The organism is Novosphingobium sp. (assembly GCF_040079535.1).
In the GTDB taxonomy this organism is placed as follows: Bacteria; Pseudomonadota; Alphaproteobacteria; order Sphingomonadales; family Sphingomonadaceae; genus Novosphingobium.
On sequence record NZ_JBEBKB010000043.1, the window covers coordinates 1 to 18,658 of the forward strand.

The 18,658-nt window shown below is 60.3% G+C and carries 13 protein-coding genes, 1 tRNA gene and 1 other RNA gene; 5 read left to right on the forward strand and 10 right to left on the reverse strand.

Annotated features, from left to right (window positions below):
• Nucleotides 1-170 precede the first annotated feature (170 nt).
• Together mfd and ABL914_RS11930 are read left to right on the forward strand one after the other, a co-directional pair.
• Nucleotides 171-3,644 carry a transcription-repair coupling factor gene (gene mfd / locus ABL914_RS11925; RefSeq protein WP_391563407.1) on the forward strand — a complete coding sequence of 1,158 codons (3,474 nt, stop codon included), beginning with the start codon at nucleotides 171-173 and terminating at the stop codon, nucleotides 3,642-3,644.
• Between the two features lie 47 nt (nucleotides 3,645-3,691).
• The gene (locus ABL914_RS11930) at nucleotides 3,692-5,197 is read left to right on the forward strand and encodes an ArnT family glycosyltransferase (RefSeq protein ID WP_391563408.1); all 1,506 of its coding nucleotides are present in this window, start codon (nucleotides 3,692-3,694) and stop codon (nucleotides 5,195-5,197) included.
• Here ABL914_RS11930 and ABL914_RS11935 read toward each other — a convergent pair.
• Nucleotides 5,190-6,485 (reverse strand): EAL domain-containing protein, encoded by a 1,296-nt coding sequence (locus tag ABL914_RS11935; RefSeq protein WP_391563409.1) that lies wholly within the window; start codon nucleotides 6,483-6,485, stop codon nucleotides 5,190-5,192. The genes ABL914_RS11930 and ABL914_RS11935 overlap by 8 nt on opposite strands.
• 70 nt (nucleotides 6,486-6,555) lie before the next feature.
• Between ABL914_RS11935 and ABL914_RS11940 the strand changes: the two genes are divergently transcribed.
• Entirely contained in the window at nucleotides 6,556-7,335 is a 780-nt protein-coding gene (locus ABL914_RS11940; protein WP_391563410.1) for an NAD kinase, read from the forward strand.
• Nucleotides 7,336-7,404: 69 nt separating this feature from the next.
• Nucleotides 7,405-7,479 (forward strand) — tRNA-Asn (locus ABL914_RS11945).
• A gap of 52 nt (nucleotides 7,480-7,531) precedes the next feature.
• Here ABL914_RS11945 and ABL914_RS11950 read toward each other — a convergent pair.
• The 3 genes from ABL914_RS11950 to ABL914_RS11960 all read right to left on the reverse strand — a co-directional run bounded on the left by ABL914_RS11950 (nucleotide 7,532) and on the right by ABL914_RS11960 (nucleotide 11,375).
• On the reverse strand, nucleotides 7,532-8,269 hold the full coding sequence (locus ABL914_RS11950) for a sulfite exporter TauE/SafE family protein (RefSeq protein WP_391563411.1): 738 nt from the start codon (nucleotides 8,267-8,269) through the stop codon (nucleotides 7,532-7,534).
• A gap of 9 nt (nucleotides 8,270-8,278) precedes the next feature.
• Entirely contained in the window at nucleotides 8,279-11,011 is a 2,733-nt protein-coding gene (gene secA, locus ABL914_RS11955; RefSeq protein ID WP_391563412.1) for a preprotein translocase subunit SecA, read from the reverse strand.
• 94 nt (nucleotides 11,012-11,105) lie between these two features.
• Nucleotides 11,106-11,375: a hypothetical protein gene (locus ABL914_RS11960; protein ID WP_391563413.1), complete on the reverse strand. Its 270-nt coding sequence runs from the start codon at nucleotides 11,373-11,375 to the stop codon at nucleotides 11,106-11,108.
• A 104-nt stretch (nucleotides 11,376-11,479) separates the two neighbouring features.
• Between ABL914_RS11960 and ABL914_RS11965 the strand changes: the two genes are divergently transcribed.
• The gene (locus ABL914_RS11965) at nucleotides 11,480-12,520 is read left to right on the forward strand and encodes an acyltransferase family protein (RefSeq protein WP_391563414.1); all 1,041 of its coding nucleotides are present in this window, start codon (nucleotides 11,480-11,482) and stop codon (nucleotides 12,518-12,520) included.
• Nucleotides 12,521-12,629: 109 nt separating this feature from the next.
• Here ABL914_RS11965 and ABL914_RS11970 read toward each other — a convergent pair whose 3' ends face one another.
• From ABL914_RS11970 to ABL914_RS11995, 6 genes are all read right to left on the reverse strand, one after another.
• Nucleotides 12,630-12,902: an HU family DNA-binding protein gene (locus ABL914_RS11970; RefSeq protein ID WP_391563415.1), complete on the reverse strand. Its 273-nt coding sequence runs from the start codon at nucleotides 12,900-12,902 to the stop codon at nucleotides 12,630-12,632.
• A gap of 214 nt (nucleotides 12,903-13,116) precedes the next feature.
• Nucleotides 13,117-15,522 (reverse strand): endopeptidase La, encoded by a 2,406-nt coding sequence (gene lon, locus ABL914_RS11975; protein WP_391563416.1) that lies wholly within the window; start codon nucleotides 15,520-15,522, stop codon nucleotides 13,117-13,119.
• A gap of 177 nt (nucleotides 15,523-15,699) precedes the next feature.
• Nucleotides 15,700-16,038 carry a YbaB/EbfC family nucleoid-associated protein gene (locus ABL914_RS11980; RefSeq protein WP_391563417.1) on the reverse strand — a complete coding sequence of 113 codons (339 nt, stop codon included), beginning with the start codon at nucleotides 16,036-16,038 and terminating at the stop codon, nucleotides 15,700-15,702.
• 1 nt (nucleotide 16,039) lies between these two features.
• A complete protein-coding gene (locus tag ABL914_RS11985; protein WP_391563419.1) occupies nucleotides 16,040-17,794 on the reverse strand; it encodes a DNA polymerase III subunit gamma/tau in 1,755 nt (584 codons plus the stop codon).
• 138 nt (nucleotides 17,795-17,932) lie between these two features.
• An RNA gene (gene ffs, locus ABL914_RS11990) (signal recognition particle sRNA small type) lies at nucleotides 17,933-18,027 on the reverse strand.
• A 213-nt stretch (nucleotides 18,028-18,240) separates the two neighbouring features.
• Complete coding sequence (locus ABL914_RS11995) at nucleotides 18,241-18,519, reverse strand: NADH dehydrogenase ubiquinone Fe-S protein 4 (protein ID WP_391563418.1); 279 nt, start codon at nucleotides 18,517-18,519, stop codon at nucleotides 18,241-18,243.
• Nucleotides 18,520-18,658: the final 139 nt, after the last annotated feature.

The window sequence follows — 18,658 nt, forward strand, 5'->3', positions numbered from 1 at the left end:
GGGATGGCGAAGGGGGGCGCGGGATGACGAAAAAGGTTTGTTCGGGAATAGCGGCGACCCTGCGATCTCCGCAGTTCGACAATGCCGATCCACGTCGCTAAGGCCCGTTTCGAATCCCCACCCCGCAGGCCTTGAAACTGGTCCGCGGGGCAATTGGCTATGCCTGACCGATGCTCGACCTGTCCCAAATCCTGGCGGCCAAACACCCGCTTACCCTCGCCTCCTTGGCGCGCGGAGCGCAGCCGCTGGTGCTGGCCGATCTGGCGCGTGCCGCAAAAGGCCGCGCGGTATTCATCGCGCCTGACGAAGCGGCGATGCAGGCCATTGCCGATACTGCCCGGTTTTTCGCGCCCGAACTTGATGTGATCGCGTTCCCCGCGTGGGATTGCCTGCCCTATGATCGGGCCAGCCCTGCCCTTTCGGTATCAGCCCGCCGGCTGGCGGCGCTGCAGAAGCTCCAATTGCCGCGCAAAGGCCCGCAGCTGTTCGTCACCACGATCAACGCTGCGCTGCAACGGGTGCTGACCCCGTTCCGGATCCGTGAAAACGTGAAGCTGCTCAAGCCCGGAATCTCGATTGGCCGCGAAAGCCTGATCGCCCTGCTGATCCGGCAAGGATACAGCCGCACCGATACCGTGGCAGATGCCGGCGAATTTGCCGTGCGCGGATCAATTTTCGATATCTATCCTTCAGGGCTGGAAGGCGGCCTTCGGCTTGATTTCTTCGGCGATGAACTTGAAACGCTGCGGCTGTTTGATCCCAATAGCCAGCGTTCCACCGGGCTTGTGGCTGAGCATTTGTTGCTGCCCGCCAGCGAAGCCTTGCTTGATGAAGAAAGCATAAAGCGCTTTCGCGGCCGCTACCGCGATCAGTTCGGCGCCAATGCCACTGGCGATCCGCTCTACCAGGCGGTCAGCGATGGTCGGCGGCTGGCCGGGATGGAACACTGGCTACCGCTATTCGAGGACCGTTTGGTCAGCCTGTTCGATCACCTTGGCGGCGATGATGTTATGATCATCGACAGCGCGGCGATTGGCGCTGGCGAAGAACGCCTGGGCGATATCTCTGATTACTACACAGCGCGCTCTGAAACCTCGGGCAAAGCTGTGGGCAGCTATCGGCCGATTGAGCCTGATTTGCTCTATTTCCCGCGGCCAGAACTTGATGCGGTGCTGGCCAGTCATCCGGTTCACCGCGCCGATATGTTCGCCCAGCCAGACAGCGCAAGGGTGATCAATTTCGATTTTTCCAGCGGCCGTGATTTCGCCCCGGAACGGGCCCGCGGAGATAATGTCTATGAGGCCGCCGCCCGCTATCTGACGGGGCAAGCCAAGCGCGGCAAAAAAACCTTGATCGCGGCCTATAGCGAGGGCAGCCGTGCGCGGATCACGGCCATCCTGGGGGAAGCTGCACGTCCCGTTCCGGTTCTGGCGGAAAGCTGGCAGGAAGCCTTGGGTCTGGCCGCCAGCGGTGTGCCTGCCGCGATGGTGCTGCCGCTTGAAAGCGGGTTCTCCAATGCCGAACTGGATCTTGTTACCGAGCAGGACATCCTGGGTGACCGGCTGGTCCGCCGCAAAAAGCGCCGCAAGGGCGCAGACGCATTTATGGCGGAGCTGGCCGCGCTTACCCCGGGCGATCTGGTGGTCCACATGGAGCACGGGATCGGCCGCTACGTTGGGCTGCAATCGATCCCGGTTGGCAAAAGCCCGCATGATTGCGTGGCGCTGGAATATGCCGGCGGCGACAAGCTGTATGTGCCGGTTGAAAATCTTGACGTGCTTTCCCGGTTTGGCTCGGATGCGGAATTCGTGCCGCTTGATCGGCTGGGCGGCGAAGGCTGGCAAAAACGCAAAAGCCGCCTCAAGGAACGTATCCGCGAAATCGCGCACGAACTCCTCAAAACCGCAGCACAGCGGGCGCTGCGCACCGCGCCTGTGCTGGTGCCCGATGGCAACGGCTACAATCAGTTTGTCGAAGGCTTCCCCTGGCAGGAAACCGAAGATCAGGAAGCCGCGATCGAAGACGTGCTGGCCGATCTGGCCGAGGGCCGGCCGATGGACCGCCTGGTCTGCGGCGATGTCGGCTTCGGCAAGACCGAGGTTGCACTGCGCGCGGCATTCGTCGCTGCGCTGGGCGGGCAACAAGTAGCCGTTATCGCCCCGACCACCCTGTTGGCGCGCCAGCATTTCACCAATTTCTGCGAACGCTTTGCCAGCTTTCCGCTGAAAATCGGCCGGCTTTCGCGATTGGTGGGAGACAAGGAAGCCAAGGCTACCAAACAGGGCCTGACCGACGGCACTGTCGATATCGTTATCGGCACCCACGCATTGCTGGCAAAAAGCCTGAGCTTCAAACGCCTTGGTCTTGTTGTTGTTGATGAAGAGCAGCGATTTGGTGTCAATCACAAGGAAGCGCTCAAGCAGCTTCGCACCAATGTTCACATGCTGACACTTACCGCAACGCCAATCCCCCGGACGCTGCAAATGGCGATGAGCGGCCTGCGTGAACTTTCCACGATCCAGACCGCGCCGGTCGATCGCCTGGCGGTTCGGACATATGTGATGGAATGGGACGAGATCGTGATGCGCGAAGCCTTGCTGCGCGAACATCACCGCGGCGGACAAAGCTTTATCGTGGTGCCGCGCATCGCCGATATGGAAGCGGTTGAAAAATGGCTGCGCGAAGTGGTGCCCGAAGTGCGCTTTATTGCGGCCCACGGCCAGATGGCGGCAAGTGAAGTGGAAGAGCGGATGAGCGCTTTCTATGAGAAAAAGTACGAAGTGCTGCTCTCAACCACTATCGTCGAATCTGGCCTCGATATTCCCAGCGCCAATACCATCATCATCCACCGGGCCGATCGCTTTGGTCTGGCGCAGCTGTATCAGCTGCGCGGGCGCGTTGGTCGATCAAAGCTGCGCGCCTATGCCTATCTGACGACACCCGAAGACACCCAGCTATCAGAGGTGGCGCAAAAACGCCTGAAGGTCTTGGGCGATCTCGACAGTCTGGGTGCCGGGTTCCAGCTTGCCAGCCATGATCTTGATATTCGCGGCGCCGGAAACCTTCTGGGCGACGAGCAATCAGGGCACATCCGCGAAGTTGGTTTTGAACTTTACCAATCGATGCTGGAGGATGCGATTCTGGCGGCCAAGGCCGGTGAAATGGGGCTGGCACGGGAACGCCATTCGCTCAGCCCGCAGATCACCGTTGATGCGCCGATCATGATTCCAGACGAATACGTGCCCGATCTGGCGGTTCGCATGGCGCTGTATCGCCGCCTAAATGATGCTGAGGATCAGGCCGAAATCGAAGGCCTGTCGGCTGAAATGATCGATCGGTTTGGCCCGCTGCCGCAGCCAACCCTTAACCTGATCAAGCTGATCCAGATCAAGCGCCAGGCGATTGAGGCCAACATTTCAAAGATCGATGTCGGCGCCAAAGGCAGCCTGGTTTCGTTCCATGTCGATAGGTTCCCCGATCCGGCCGGGTTGATCGCCTATGCTGCGCGGCTGGAAGGCACGATCAAACTGCGCCCCGACAGCAAAATTGTGGTGACGCGGGCCTGGGCCGATCCGGTCGCCCGGCTGGGCGGACTGTTCCAACTGACCAAGGGATTGAGCGCGATTGCGCGCAGGGCGAAGTAATTAATCCGATTGCCAAATCGTGCATTCCAGCGTGATAAATGCGCGTTATGGAAAATACCCTCCGGGGCTCTCGTCCCACAACCTCGTTTGCCGCGCTCGTTCTGGTGCTCGCGGTTCTGACAACGCAGTTCGTGGGGCTGGGCCGCGAGGTGATTGATCCCGACGAAACGACGTTCATCCTGATGGGTGCCGATGTTGCCAACGGACATCTGCCGTTCGTCAATCAGTTCGATCTCAAGCCACCCGTCATCTTCCTGCTGATCGGCGGCGTGCTTGCTGCGTTCGGCAAAAGTTTGGTGGCTGTCCGGCTGTTGGGCGATTTTCTGCTGTTTGGCACAGCGCTGCTGACGTTCAGTTTCGCTCGCCAGATCGCCAGCGGCTGGGCGGCATTGGGCGGCGCGTTGATATATGTGGCCTTTGCCAGCCTGGATCTGGGCCAGCCAACCTATACTGAGCTGCCCGCGCTGTTCTTCGCGATGGCGGCATTGCTGGCCCTTGCCCGCACACCGGTTGCGCCGCTTCGTGCCGGATTGGCGGGGCTCTTTTTGGCCCTTGCCGTGCTGTCGCGCACCAACCTCTACCAACTGCCGATCGCATTTGGGTTGCTGTTGCTGATCGCGTCGCTGCGCAAAAGTGATATGGTTCATCCCCGCGCCTGGCTCGCCTTCGGAATGGGCGGGCTTGTGCCTGTGGCACTGCTGGTCATCGCTTATGGCCTGGCACAGCAGCTTGCCGTGTTGAAGCTGGCGATGATCGATGTGCCGCTGGCCTATGCGGCGCAGGTTGGGCCGGGTGAGGCTATTCTTGAAAACATCCGGCAACTCTACGTCACCGCAACAATCGAGCCGCTGATCCTGATCCCTTTCGCGGTGCTGGTTGCGGCCGGGCTATGGGGCGCCTTTGTGCGGCGCCAGGCCCAGCCCTGGCCGCTGCTTGTCGCCACGCTGGCGCTGGCTGGATTGCTGGTCAGCCTGGCTTTCAGCGGTGCAGTCTATCCGCACTATTGGCTGCAAATCGGGCCTGTGCTGGCGCTGTTCGCCGCATTGGGTCTTGACCGGCTGGCCCGGCTGCCAAAGGCAACGCCGCTGGCTTTGGCCGCAGGAACGCTGCCGCTCGCCGCCGCCGTGGCCGAGCAATTGCCCCAGGGTATCGCCGTTGTAACTGATCCATCACACACAGAATCCGCTTTTGAAATTGCGCAGGCCGCGCGGTTTATCAAATCAAACGGCCGATCGCATCCATCGGTGTGGCCATGGCGCAAACAATTGATCGATTGGTATCTTGATGCTCCGCAGCTGTCCAAAGCCGGAGTCCAGCCTGAAAATATCGCGCGCCCGGCAATTATCGGCCCATTGGCAAAAGCTGGCTACGTTGGCTCAGACGAGATTGGCCGGCTGATGGCGATGCGGCCCGATTTCGTGGTAACTGACGGTCAAGGGAAAGGGCTGGCCTGGATGCGCGCGACCGGCCGCCCGGTGGATCAGTGGCTGGCCCAGAATTACGAACTGGAAGCCCAGTTCGGCGATGTGCTGGTTTACCGCCGGGTCAATTAGCCAGCGCGAAGGCTTGAAAGGCTGAACCGTCCATCGGCTGGGCCCGCAAAAAGCCCTGATAGTGGCTGCATCCCTCGCCAACCGCCAATTGACGCTGGGATTCGCTTTCCACGCCTTCTGCAATAACCTTAAGGTCAAGCGCCCTGGCCATTGCGATGATCGCACGCAGCACCGCCAGATCGCGGGGATTGCCGGCCACTCCATCGATCATCGCCCGGTCCAGCTTCAGATAGTGCAGCGGCAGCAATTGCAGATAGCGAAAATTGCAGAACCCGGCGCCGAAATCATCAAGCGCTATCTGGATTCCCTGCGCAGACAATTTGCCGAGCACTTCTGCGGCATGAGTCACATCGCCAAGCAAAACCTGCTCAGTCACTTCTAGCGTCAAACGCCACGGAGCGAACCGGGTCTGCTTGATCAACCCGGCCAACTGCGCGGCATAATCGGCACTGGCAAGGTCAGCCGGGGTAACATTAAGTGACAGGCGAAGATCCATTGGCCACTTTTGGGCACCCGTCAGTGCCAGGCGGGCGATATGCCCTGATAGCTGCGCAACATGATCGGCCCGTTCAGCAATCGTGAACAACGCGCCCGCACCCAGCTTGCCAAGCGTTGGGTGGTTCCACCGCGTCAAAGCCTCTGCCCCGGTCAGGCGGTTGTCCTGACAGGAAAATTGGGGTTGATACACCACTTCGATTTCACCGCGATCCAATGCCTGGATCAGATCGGCTTCCAATTGCGCCGCGCTGATCGCCAGCCGCGTAGCCTCGCCATCGGCCCAGGCCAAGCGTCGGCCCGAAAGTGCCATGGCATTGGCCAACGTTTGGCCCAATCGGTCAAGCACACTTTCCGGATTGTCGATCGCGGTTGCGCGCAGCAATCCCGCCCGCGGTGACAGCCGCAGCGTGCCGCCGGCCGTGACGATCGGTTTGGCCAGTGCATCAAGCAAACGGGCGGCGGCAAGCTGCCAGACTTCGCGGCTGCAAGGCTCATTTGCGATCAGCAGAAAGCGGCTCCCGCCATCGCGCGCGGCCAGCCAGCCGCCTTCGATTTCGGCAGAGGCAAAGTGGCGCAAACGCTGCGCCACTTCGGCCAGTGCAGCATCGCCGGCCGCCGTGCCATAGGCCAGATTCAGCGCATCGAAGCGGCGAAAGCCGATGTGCACCGCGTGAACCTTGTCACCCGCCGGCAGCCATTCACCAAGCCGCGCCAAAGCAGCCTCTCGTGTGGCAAGGCCGGTCAGCGCATCACTGTGCGGTATCGGCATAGGGGAACGCGGTTTGCTCATCATGCAGGGATTAACACAGACCCCCTACCAAAGTGTTGGCCTGAATGCGTTCCTGCCCTAAAGTCGCCCGATGACCTCGCATCAGCGTATGGCCCTTTTGGTCAGTGAAACCGAACGCGCACAGGCAGCCGCCGAAGCACTGCGGCTGGACAATGCCTTTGTCCCGCTGGACGAAGCCGATGTCGCCGTGGTGCTGGGTGGTGATGGGCAGATGCTCCACGTGCTCCATGAAATGCTCGATACCGGGCGCGTTATCCCGGCCTATGGGCTCAATCTGGGCACGGTTGGTTTTCTGATGAACCAACCGCGATCAAGCCGCCCGCTGGCTGAACGGATTGCCCGGGCCAAACCGCTGGCGGTCAATCCCCTGGCGATGAGCGCGATTACGGGCGATGGCCGCGAACACCTAGTCGCAGCCATCAACGAAGTATCGCTGTTGCGCGAAACCCGGCAGACGGCCCGGCTCGAAATCTCGGTCAACGGGAAAGTCCGGATTTCAGAATTATACTGCGATGGCATCCTGGTTGCCACACCGGCCGGTTCCACTGCCTATAACTTGTCCGCAAACGGTCCAATTCTGCCGTTGGGATCGGCCATGCTGGCTTTGACCCCGATCAGTCCGTTCCGCCCGCGCCGCTGGCGCGGGGCGATCATCCCCGATCACTACGAGATTGAATTTCGCGTACTGGATCCAGACAAGCGCCCTGTGGCCGCAGTGGCCGACCAGAAGGAGCTCCGCGATATCCTGTCAGTCAAAGTCAGGGTCGCAAAGGAACAGCAGCTAACCTTGCTGTTTGATCCGGGCAAAACGCTTGAAGAGCGGATTTTTGCCGAACAGTTCCAGATTTGATCGCCAGCCATCTTGCCAAACCCGGTCGCGCTGTTATAGGCCCACCCCTGCCCGCAGGTGGGGGGTTATTCCCCGATAGCTCAGCGGTAGAGTAGGTGACTGTTAATCACTTGGTCGTAGGTTCGAATCCTACTCGGGGAGCCACCCCGCCCGGGCATTTTGCAAAGCCCCGCCAAATCGGCGGGGCTTTTGCTTTTTAACCAAGCAGCAGCCGCATTCCGGCCCAGATCGTCAGCGCCGCCGTCAGCCAGCGCATCAATTTTTCCGGCAACAGCCGAATTGCAAACAGGCTGCCGATCTGCCCGCCAACCACAACCGCTATCAACAGTGGCAGCGCGCCAGACAGGGCATCTCCGAACGCGCCGGTGCCGTTTTTTGCAGCCTGTCCATAAAGCCCGCTCAGCGAATTGATCAGGATGAACAGGCTGGTGGTCGCGGCGATCGCGCGGGCATCGGCCCAGCGCGTGAAATGGAGCAATGGCGCCAGGAATATCCCGCCACCGATTCCGGTCAGCCCGGCCAAAAAGCCCAGCGGCGCGGCCGCCAGCGGCATCCAGCGCGCCAAACCGCCGGGCAGATCCTGGGCTTGCTGATTGCGCGGCACAAGCAAGGCCACCCCAGCGGCGATCAAACTGAGTGCCAGCAGCAGCAGAAAGGTTGCCTCCTTGATCTGCGTCCGGCCGCCCAGATATGCCAGCGGCGCCGCGACTGCCGCCAATATCAACGCGCGCTTCCACGGGACCAGCCCGGCCCGGCCAAACCGGATCGTGCTGGCTAGAACAACCGCGACATTGCAACAAAGGCTGACGATCGGCAGCAGCCGGTAATCGAACCCGGCCAGGACAAGCAAAGCATTGTAGGTCGATCCGCCGCCAAATCCGACCGACGCATAAAGCAGCGCAGTTACGAAAAAGGCGGGGACCAGCCAGATCATCGCTGGGCCCTAGGCAAAGGCACCATGGCAGTGCTTGTATTTCTCACCCGAGCCGCACGGGCACGGCGCATTGCGCGACAGGCCCAGCTCTGCATAAGGATCGCCCTCACCCGGATTTGCCAGAACCCCGCTGGCCGCCGAAGCTTCGGCTGCTCCCAGCGCGCTCATCATCGCCATTGCGCCGGGCGTAGAAGCATCGTTCTCACCGGTGAAAGGATCAATATGGCTGGTCAGGAAGTCTGGCAGATCAGGCATCTGCACCGGCTCGGGCATCCGCAGCTCGCTGTTCATCAGGATCCGGGTAACGTCCTCGCGAATTGCTTCAAGCATCCGCTCGAACAGGCCAAAGGCTTCCTGCTTGTATTCGTTGATCGGGGTTTTCTGGGCATAGGCGCGCAGGAACACCACCTGGCGCAGCGCATCCAATGTGGCGAGATGCTCCTTCCAGTGGTGATCGAGCCGATCGAGCATGATCTGCTTTTCAACCTGCCGCCAGACTGCTGAATCATCGCCCATCTTGGCCGCCATCTTTTCATCGGCCAGCGCGGCGACCCGCTCTTCGATGTCCTGCGGTTCCAACCCGTCTTCGCTCAGCCAATTATCAATCGGCGGATCGATTCCCAGCACTTCGAAGCTGCGCTGCCGCAAGGCCTCGATGTTCCACTGTTCAGGATAGGATCCTGGCGGGCAGGCATCGCCAACGATCGCATTCACGGTATCGTGGCGCATATCTTCCACCACATCGTCCAGCGTATCGGCATCCATGATATCCGCGCGCTGTTCATAGATCACCTTGCGCTGATCGTTCATCACATCGTCGTATTCGACCACTTGCTTGCGAATATCGTAATTGCGCGCCTCAACCTTTTTCTGGGCGGTTTCGATCGCTTTTGAAAGCCAGCGCGAACCGATCGCCTCGCCATCGGCCAGATTGGCATTCATCATCTTGCTGAACAGCGTGTCGGGTCCAAAAATCCGCAGCAGATCGTCTTCAAGGCAAAGGTAGAATTTCGACAGGCCCGGATCGCCCTGACGACCCGAGCGGCCGCGCAGCTGATTATCGATCCGGCGGCTTTCATGCCGTTCTGTGCCGATCACACAAAGCCCGCCAGCGGCCAGCACCCGTTCGCGCTCGGCATCAATTTCCGCCTTCATCTTGGCGATCGTTTTTTCGCGAACCTTTTCGTCGGCTTCGTCCTTAAGCTCGTCATCGATGCGGAATTCAAGGTTGCCGCCCAATTTGATGTCGGTGCCACGCCCGGCCATATTGGTAGCGATTGTTACGGCGCCCATGCGCCCCGCCTGGGCAACGATGTGGGCTTCCATCTCGTGGAAGCGGGCGTTGAGCACAGCGTGCTCCACCCCTTCCTGTTTGAGATAGTCCGATAGCAGTTCCGATTTTTCGATCGAAACCGTGCCGACCAGAACCGGCTGGCCGATCTTGCTCTTTTCGGCGATCAGTTTGGCGATCGCCTGGAATTTATCGGCCGTATTCTTGTAGAACTCATCGTCCTCATCAACGCGCATAACGGTCACGTTGGTTGGGATGGTCACCACGCTCATCTTGTAGATGTCGAAGAATTCCGCAGCCTCGGTTGCGGCGGTGCCAGTCATCCCCGAAAGCTTGGGATACATTCTGAAATAGTTCTGGAACGTGATCGAAGCCATGGTCTGGTTTTCAGGCTCGATATTCACGCCTTCCTTGGCTTCGACGGCCTGATGCAGGCCGTTTGACCAGCGGCGGCCATCCATCATCCGGCCGGTGAACTCATCAATGATGATCACCTTGTCCTCTTTGACGATGTAATCAATGTCGCGTTTGAACATGACATTGGCCTTGAGGCTCTGATCCAGGTGATGGACTACCTGCGTATTTTCAACATCATAAAGGTTTGATCCAACCAAAATCCCGGCCGCTTCAAGCTGACGCTCGGCCCATTCCACCCCGTCCTCGGTCAGGGTGATGTTTTTGGTCTTTTCGTCTTTTTCGTAGTGCTCTTCAGCCAGCTGCTTCACGATTGCATCGACCGATATGTAAAGATCGCTCTTGTCGTCGGTCGGGCCAGAGATGATCAGCGGGGTGCGCGCTTCGTCGATCAGGATCGAATCCACCTCATCCACGATCGCATGATTGAACGGGCGGTGGACCATCTGGTCACGCTCGTGCTTCATGTTGTCGCGCAGGTAATCAAAGCCCAGCTCGTTGTTGGTGGCATAGGTGATATCTGAATAGTAGGCATCGCGGCGCTCAGGCTCGCTCAGGTTGGGCACGATCACGCCCACCGTCAGGCCCAGAAACTTGTAGATCTGCCCCATCCATTCGGCATCGCGCCGGGCAAGGTAATCGTTGACCGTAACAACGTGGACGCCCTTGCCCTCAAGCGCGTTGAGGTAGACCGCCAGCGTTGCCACCAGGGTCTTGCCTTCACCGGTCCGCATTTCGGCAATTTCACCGCGGTGCAGCACCATGCCGCCAATCATCTGCACATCGAAGTGGCGCATGCCCAAAGTCCGAACCGAGGCCTCGCGCACCGTGGCGAAAGCTTCGGGCATGATGTCGTCCAGGCTTTTGCCTTCGGTCAGAAAGCGCCGGAACTTGTCCGTTTGGGCTTGCAATTCTTCGTCGGTCAGCGCCGCAATCGAGGGCTCGAAAGCGTTGATCTGCTGAACAACTTTTTCCATTTTCTTGACGTAGCGGTCGTTGGACGAACCGAAAATGCGCTTGGCAATGGCGCCGATCATAGGGAATTCCTGCAATTTGAATGGGTGTGAATGTGGTTGTGCGGCGCCCGAACCGGTGCCGCGGCCTTAGCTGGAAGGCGGTTGGTTTGCGGCGCTATTCGCGGGCGCGGTCAACGCGCAGGCGCACAGCAGGTGCTGCTGCGGGCAGCATCAATATGCGCAGAACCGGTGCCGGTGCATGGACAGCGCGGCCAGGAGCGGCACGGAACGGAGCCGCAGCGGCAACCGCGACGACCCGCGCCGAAGCCTTGATCCCCAGTGTGGTACCAATTTCCGTAAGCCCGCAAATCCGCGCCTCAGCAGGGGCAACCTGCGCGGCGAGCCCTGCAAACAGGGCGAGGATGGCAAGGACAATCCGGTTCATGCGTCAGGCATATATAGCCGCGCAGGCTTAACGTCCAGTGGACGCAGTTGATCTTCGCGCGCCAAGCTGTTGTAACGGGCGCAAACAGGGAGGTATCGCACACCATGGAAACACCGCCGCCCGCACCGCCGCACAGCCCGCGGATGTTCCAGCTTGATGGACTGCGCGGGATCGCGGCCTTCATGATCGTGTTCTACCACCTGGATATCGTTTACGGCATCGGCGGACCGTTTCAGCGCGGCTACCTGTTTGTCGATCTGTTCTTTCTGCTTTCAGGCTTCGTTCTGGCGGTATCGACCGAGAAAAAGCTGCAAAGCGGGATTGGTGCGCTGGAATTTACCTGGGCCCGGTTCAAGCGGCTGTGGCCGCTGGTAGCGGTTGGAGCCGGCGTGGCGGTGGTGCGCGCCTTCTATATCGGAATGGCCGATCCGCTGACCCTGCTGTGGTGGTTGGCGCTTGATCTGGTGATGCTGCCAAGCCTGGCCGGTGCCGGGCCATTCTATCGCTACAACGGGCCGCAGTGGACACTGTTCTACGAATTGCTGGCCAATTTCCTGCATGCCGCCGTGCTAAAGCGTGTGGCCACAAACCTGATGCTGGTTCTGGCGCTGATCATGGGGGCCTGGCTGATCCATACGGTTGGCCGCCAGGGCGCTGACACCATGGGCGTCAACGCGCCAACCTGGGCTACATGGTGGACCGCCCTGCCCCGGGTATTCTGGTCCTATGTGCTGGGAGTATGGATTGGCCGCAAATACCGCGATGGCTTGCGCACCCCCGGCCTGCCGTGGTGGCTGGCACTGGCGCTGCCGATCATCGGAATTGCAGCAGTCCCCTACCTGCCGCTGGGCCGGGTCGCAGGCGATCTGGTGTTCGTAATCGCATTCTTGCCGCTGATGATGTGGGTTGTCGCGATGAGCCAGCCGCCCGCCGCGCTGAAGGCCCCGCTCGAATGGCTCGGCAACTATTCGCTGCCGCTCTACTGCGTCCACCTTACCGTGCTGGTCTGGACCAAGGAACTGGCCGGCAGCAACAGCGTGGGCGTGGCCGCGCTGGCGGTGGGAATTGCGCTGGTGCTGTCGTGGGTGTTTTCGAAAGTGGTGTCGTTTGCCAGCAAGCCGACTGTGGCAAAAGGGCAAGCCTGACCCCCAAGAACCGGCGCATTGCGAACTGCCAGAAAGTTCAAACACAAAACGCCGCGCTTGCGTGTAAGCAAGCGCGGCGCTGTGAAACCGGAAACCCGGCAGACGCGTCCTAGTTGACGGCGTCCTTCAGGCCCTTGCCGGCCTTGAATTTGGGCTGCGACGATGCCTTGATCTGCATCGGTTCGCCGGTGCGCGGGTTGCGGCCGGTTGAGGCCTTGCGCTTGGCAACCGAGAAAGTGCCGAAGCCGACGAGGCGAACTTCGTCACCCTTCTTCAGTGCACCGCTGATGGCGTCAAAAACGCCTTCAACTGCTTTGGTGGCATCGCTCTTGGTCAGGCCGCTTGCATCTGCAACTGCGCCGATCAGGTCATTCTTGTTCATGTTGGGAACCCCCTACCTTGGTTTGAGTATTAAACATTTTGATTCGACTTCAAAGATGGCCGCGAATTGAGCGACTTTTGCCCGAACTGTCAAAGCCAAAGCGCTCATCGCACCAAAGATTATCCACGATTTTCCGCCGTTTTCGATGAATCGGGCAGAGACCGCGATGCAGCGAACATTTCGCCGCATTGCAGCATCCATTTTAACCGATCGATTAGTGCGCGGTTGCCGGAGCTGCCGCACCCGGCAAGGCAGGCTGACTGGCCAGATCGTCTGCCTCGGTCCACTCAATCGGCTCCAGCGGTTCGGTAAGCGCTTGGGCCAAAACTTCATCAACATGCGAAACCGGAATGATTTCAAGCCCATCAAGCACGTTCTGCGGAATTTCTGCGAGGTCTTTGCGGTTGTCCTCTGGGATCAAAACAGTTTTGATTCCGCCGCGTAATGCTGCCAGCAATTTCTCTTTCAGCCCGCCGATCGCCAGCACTCGGCCGCGCAAAGTAACCTCGCCGGTCATCGCCACGTCCTTGCGCACCGCAATACCGCTAAGCGTTGAAACGATCGAAGTGACCATTCCCACGCCCGCTGATGGCCCATCCTTGGGCACCGCACCTTCGGGCAAATGGATGTGGATATCCTTGCGCGCGATCAGGCTGGGCTTGATCCCATAGGCTGGCGAGCGGGCCCGCACGAAGCTGAAAGCGGCCTGGACCGATTCGTTCATCACCTCGCCCAGCTTGCCCGTGGTCTTGACCATGCCCTTGCCCGGCACAGTTACGCTTTCAATCGTCAGCAGTTCCCCGCCAACCGAAGTCCAGGCCAGCCCCGTCACCGCGCCAACCTGATTTTCTTCTTCACCCATCCCGTGCTTGAATTTGCGAACCCCGGCGTAGTCGCCAAGATTTTCAGGGGTCACGGTTACCTTCTTGACCTTGCCTTCAAGGATCTGGCGCAAGACCTTGCGGGCCAGCCTGGCAATCTCTCGCTCAAGCGTGCGAACCCCGGCTTCGCGGGTGTAGTGCTGGATCAGCGACCGCAGGCCTTCGGTGGTCAGCGAAAATTCGCCCGGCTTAAGGCCATGCGCCTTGATCTGCTTTTCAAACAGATGCCGCTCGGCAATTTCAACCTTTTCGTCCTCGGTATAGCCTTCCAGCCGGATAATTTCCATCCGGTCAAGCAGCGGCTGCGGCAGGTTGAGGCTGTTGGCCGTGCAGACGAACATCACGTCTGACAGATCATAATCCAGTTCCAGATAGTGATCCTGGAACTTGGCGTTCTGTTCCGGATCGAGCACTTCGAGCAGCGCCGAAGCGGGATCGCCGCGGAAGTCCTGGCCCAGCTTGTCGATCTCATCCAGCAGGAACAGCGGATTGCTGGTCCCGGCCTTTTTGAGATTGGCGATAACCTTGCCCGGAAGCGAGCCAATGTAAGTGCGCCGATGGCCACGGATTTCCGCCTCATCACGCACCCCGCCCAGCGACTGGCGGATGAATTCACGCCCGCAGGCCTTGGCGATCGATTTGCCCAGCGAAGTCTTGCCCACGCCCGGCGGGCCAACCAGGCACAGGATCGGCCCCTTCAGCTTGTTGGTACGGGCCTGCACCGCCAGATATTCGACAATCCGGTCCTTGACCTTGTCGAGCGCATAGTGATCGCCATCCAGCACCTCTTGCGCCGCGCCGATATCCTTCTTGAGCTTGCTTTTCTTGCCCCACGGCAGGCCCAACAACACATCCAGATAATTGCGGATCACAGTGGCTTCTGCGCTCATCGGCTGCATCGTCTTGAGCTTTTTCAGCTCGGTATTCGCTTTGACGCGGGCTTCCTTTGAAAGCTTCAGCTTTTCGATCTTGTCCTGCAGCTCCTGCAGCTCATTGGCCTCGCCATCATCGCCGCCGCCCAGTTCGCTCTGGATCGCTTTAAGCTGCTCGTTGAGATAGTATTCGCGCTGGGTCTTTTCCATCTGGCGCTTCACGCGGCCACGGATCCGGCGCTCTACCTGCAGCACGCCCAGTTCGCCTTCCATGAAGGCATGGGCCATTTCCAGCCGTTTGAGCGGATCGGCTTCGCTAAGCAGCGCCTGCTTGTCAGAAACTTTGGCCTGGATATGCGCCGCAACGCTATCTGCCAGCAGCGCAGCATCAACGATTTCGGCAAGATTTTCGCCCGCTTCCTGCGGCAGTTTCTTGTTCAGCTTGGCATATTCACCGAAGGTATCGACCACGGTTCGCATCATCGCCGAAACTTCGCTGCCCGATACGCCGACCGGCTCCACCACCGAAACCTGCGCCACAGCCATTTCGCCGCCGGCGCTCTGTTCCAGCCGCAGCGCCATCATGCTGGCGCGGTGCTTGGCTTCCACCAGCACCCGCACCGTACCATCGGGCAGCTTCAGCAGCTGCAGCACCGTAGCAACCACGCCGATATCAAAAAGATCATCTTCAACCGGATCGTCACAGCCAGGATCAAGCTGGGCAAGCAGGAAGATATCCTTGTCACCCTCGGCAGTCATTGCCGCTTCAAGCGCGGCCACGCTTTTTTCACGGCCGACAAACAGCGGCACGACCATGCCCGGAAACACGACGATATCGCGCAGGGGCAGCAAGGGGTAGAGTTTCATATTTCCATCCAATCGGCTTCATCAAGCTGGGGCTTAACTAACGCCATGCGGGTGAATCCCGCGCTTGGATGGGGATATGGGGGTGCCCTTGGCCGGGTGCAATGGCCCGGCCCGCCGCCGCTGTGGATTTGCGCCAGCGCGGCCTGCCCGAAGATCCGTTGGGCACGTATTGCGGATCTACATCCCGGGCAGCTTGAACCCCGGCGGCAGGCCCATGCCGCCCTGCATTCTGGCCATTTCCTCACCGCTCACTGCATCGGCCTTGCCGCGTGCGTCGTTGAAGGCGGCCGCGATCAGGTCTTCAAGGATGCCCTTTTCGCTTGGCTGCAACAGACTATCGTCAATCGAAACGCCGATTATCCGGCCCTTTGCCGATGCCCGGACCTTGACCAGACCGCCACCCGAAACGCCCTCAACCTCGATCCCATCGAGCTTGCCCTGCATTTCGCCCATCTGCTTCTGAATGGTCTCAGCCGCAGCCTGCGCCGCCCTGATCATCTCTTCCATCGATTCCACGTCATTGTCTCCAGTTCTTGCCCGCCCCGGCAACGCGCTGTTCTTTTTCCTCGTCAAGCAGTTCAGCCCCAGGGAACGCGCCCAGCGCGGCTTCGACCATCGGATCAGCCAGCACCGCGGCCCGCGATGCATCGCGCGCAGCCTCGGCCGCTTCGCGCAAGCTGGGCTGCGCCTCGCCTTCGATCCGGCTGACCTGCCACCGTGCCCCGGTGGCCCGCAACAGCGCATCGCGCAGTTCGGCGGTGGGATCGCCGGGATATCCGGGGGCAAGCGCATAGGTCAACTCCTCATGCCCCAGATCCGCAATCCGGACCCAATCGTGCATGATCTGCGAAATCCTGAGTTGCCCGGATTGCTCAACCGTATGCACCAACGCGGCCCAATCTGCTGCGGTTGGCGCTGCGGGCTCGGGCTCAGCTACAGCAGTTTCGCCAGGCGTGGCCGCAGCCGGCGCGCGCGATGCCAGTTCTTCCAGCTTCTTCACCAGTTTGCCGGGATCGGGCAGATCACCAGCATGTTGAACCCGCAGCAGGGCCATCTTGGCGGTGACCAGCGGATCGGGCGCGCCGCGCACTTCATCGTGCCCCTTCAGCAACAACTGCCAAAGCCGGTGCAACTGCCCGGGCGTAAGTGAAGCGGCCCATTCGCCAATCAGTGCGCGTTCCTCAGCCGAAATTCCATCGCCCTCACCCTTGCCCAATTGGGCAACGGTGATCCGGTGGGTCAGCTCCATCGCCGAACGCATCAGTGCCAGCGGCTCTACGCCCAGTGCAAACTGGTGATCGACCAGATCAAGCAGTGCGCCGCCATCCCCGCCCAGCAGCGCAGCAAACAGATGGCGCTGGACCGATTTATCAGCCAGCCCCAGCATTTCGCGGATTTGATCGGCGCTAACCGTGCCGGCCCCGCCCAGATCGGCATGGGCAATAGCCTGATCCAGAATTGACAAGCCATCGCGCGCCGATCCTTCTGCCGCGGCGGCAATCATCGCCAGCCCTTCGGCCTCGGCGCTGACCCCTTCGGCCTCGCAGATCCGGGCGAAATGTTCGGCCAATAACTCGGCTGAAATGCGCCGCAAATCAAAGCGCTGGCAACGGCTCAGCACCGTAACCGGAAGCTTGTCTGCTTCGGTTGTGGCAAACAGGAATTTGACGTGCGGCGGCGGCTCTTCCAGCGTCTTCAAAAGCGCGTTGAACGCATTGCGGCTGAGCATGTGGACTTCATCGATGATGTAGATCTTGTAGCGCGCCGAAACGGAGGCATAGCGCACCGCCTCGATGATCTCGCGCACATCGTCCACCCCGGTGTGGCTGGCGGCGTCCATCTCGATCACATCGATATGGCGCCCTTCGGCAATCGCCACGCAAGGCTCACACTGCCCGCACGGATCAATCGTTGGCCCGCCTTGTTCATCCGGGCCAATGCAGTTGAGCGCCTTGGCGATCAGCCGCGCGGTAGAGGTTTTGCCCACCCCGCGCACTCCGGTCATCAAAAAGGCATGGGCCAGCCGTTCACGCTTGATCGCATTGGCCAGCGTCTGAACCATCGCATCCTGGCCCAGCAACTGCGAAAAGGTCTGCGGCCGGTATTTGCGGGCCAGCACACGATAGGGTTGCGCCGGGGCATCGCTTACCGAAGCGGGCGGTGCGGGTGTCGGAACGGGTGCGCCAAACATCGATTCCTGCCCGGCAGCCTCCAGATCGGCTGCCGAGGGAGCTTCGGTTTCATCATCAATCGGTTTGCGGGAATCGTCCATCATTTGCCAGATTAGGCGCAACCAAAGCGCGTGTCGAAGGGTGTGTCGCTAGGTGGGACGAAAATGGTGGATTTCGAGCAACGGAGCGCAAAAGCCCGCCGTTTGCAGACCGGCTTGCGCCAAATTTCCAATACTGCAAAAAAAGGAGCCGGCCGACCCGCCGCAACCCGTTGTGGCTGCTTCCTTCCGGATCTGACCAGGTTGGCGTGCGCAAGCGTCCGACCGACTCCCGGCGGCGCATATGGCGGCGCTGTCGTGTTTGCGCAAGCCTGCGGATTGCGAATCGTTCTAAACAGCTGGCTCGACTGGCTCAAAATGGGGGCAATCGAAAGCGATCACGCCTTCGGGTTTGATCGGGGAGCGGTTTCTGCGGTGCGCCCAACAGCGCGACCCAGGCGTACGGCAGGGGCCGCTCCCGTCTTTTTCCTACCTGAAAGCGGCAGGAATTACCTGAAATTATCGGCGTAGGCCTGCAGCTTCAGCTTGCGCGGGGCCGGCGCGTGGAGCGCTGCATCGATCCCGCATTTTTCGGCATAGGCCTGTGCGGCGGCTGCGCTGGGAAACGTCAGCTGGACCTGCGCCTGGGTATCGCCCGAACCGGGCCATCCCATCAGCGGATCGGGCAGCCGCGCTTCGGCGGGCGCGAAATCGAGCATCCATTCGCCCAGCCTGGCCTTGCCAGACTGCATAGCGTTTTTCGGGCGTTGATAGATCCGTGCGGGCATGGTCCGGCCTTGATGCAATTTTTAGGAAGAATCAAGCTAGCTTTGGTGAAAAGGCAGGACCGCATAAAGCAAGAATCCACCGCCTCTCGTCATCCCGCGCAGGCAGGGACCCAGAGCCGGCTAACTCTGGGTCCCTGCC

Bases quoted from the DNA above. Each gene is read 5' to 3' on its own strand.
- secA (WP_391563412.1), bottom strand. From the start codon at position 11,011: ATGATCGGCGCCATTGCCAAGCGCATTTTCGGTTCGTCCAACGACCGC.
- ABL914_RS11960 (WP_391563413.1), bottom strand. From the start codon at position 11,375: ATGAACCGGATTGTCCTTGCCATCCTCGCCCTGTTTGCAGGGCTCGCC.
- mfd (WP_391563407.1), top strand. From the start codon at position 171: ATGCTCGACCTGTCCCAAATCCTGGCGGCCAAACACCCGCTTACCCTC.
- ABL914_RS11935 (WP_391563409.1), bottom strand. From the start codon at position 6,485: ATGAGCAAACCGCGTTCCCCTATGCCGATACCGCACAGTGATGCGCTG.
- ABL914_RS11970 (WP_391563415.1), bottom strand. From the start codon at position 12,902: ATGAACAAGAATGACCTGATCGGCGCAGTTGCAGATGCAAGCGGCCTG.
- lon (WP_391563416.1), bottom strand. From the start codon at position 15,522: ATGAAACTCTACCCCTTGCTGCCCCTGCGCGATATCGTCGTGTTTCCG.
- ABL914_RS11950 (WP_391563411.1), bottom strand. From the start codon at position 8,269: ATGATCTGGCTGGTCCCCGCCTTTTTCGTAACTGCGCTGCTTTATGCG.
- ABL914_RS11940 (WP_391563410.1), top strand. From the start codon at position 6,556: ATGACCTCGCATCAGCGTATGGCCCTTTTGGTCAGTGAAACCGAACGC.
- ABL914_RS11965 (WP_391563414.1), top strand. From the start codon at position 11,480: ATGGAAACACCGCCGCCCGCACCGCCGCACAGCCCGCGGATGTTCCAG.
- ABL914_RS11985 (WP_391563419.1), bottom strand. From the start codon at position 17,794: ATGGACGATTCCCGCAAACCGATTGATGATGAAACCGAAGCTCCCTCG.
- ABL914_RS11930 (WP_391563408.1), top strand. From the start codon at position 3,692: ATGGAAAATACCCTCCGGGGCTCTCGTCCCACAACCTCGTTTGCCGCG.
- ABL914_RS11995 (WP_391563418.1), bottom strand. From the start codon at position 18,519: ATGCCCGCACGGATCTATCAACGCCCGAAAAACGCTATGCAGTCTGGC.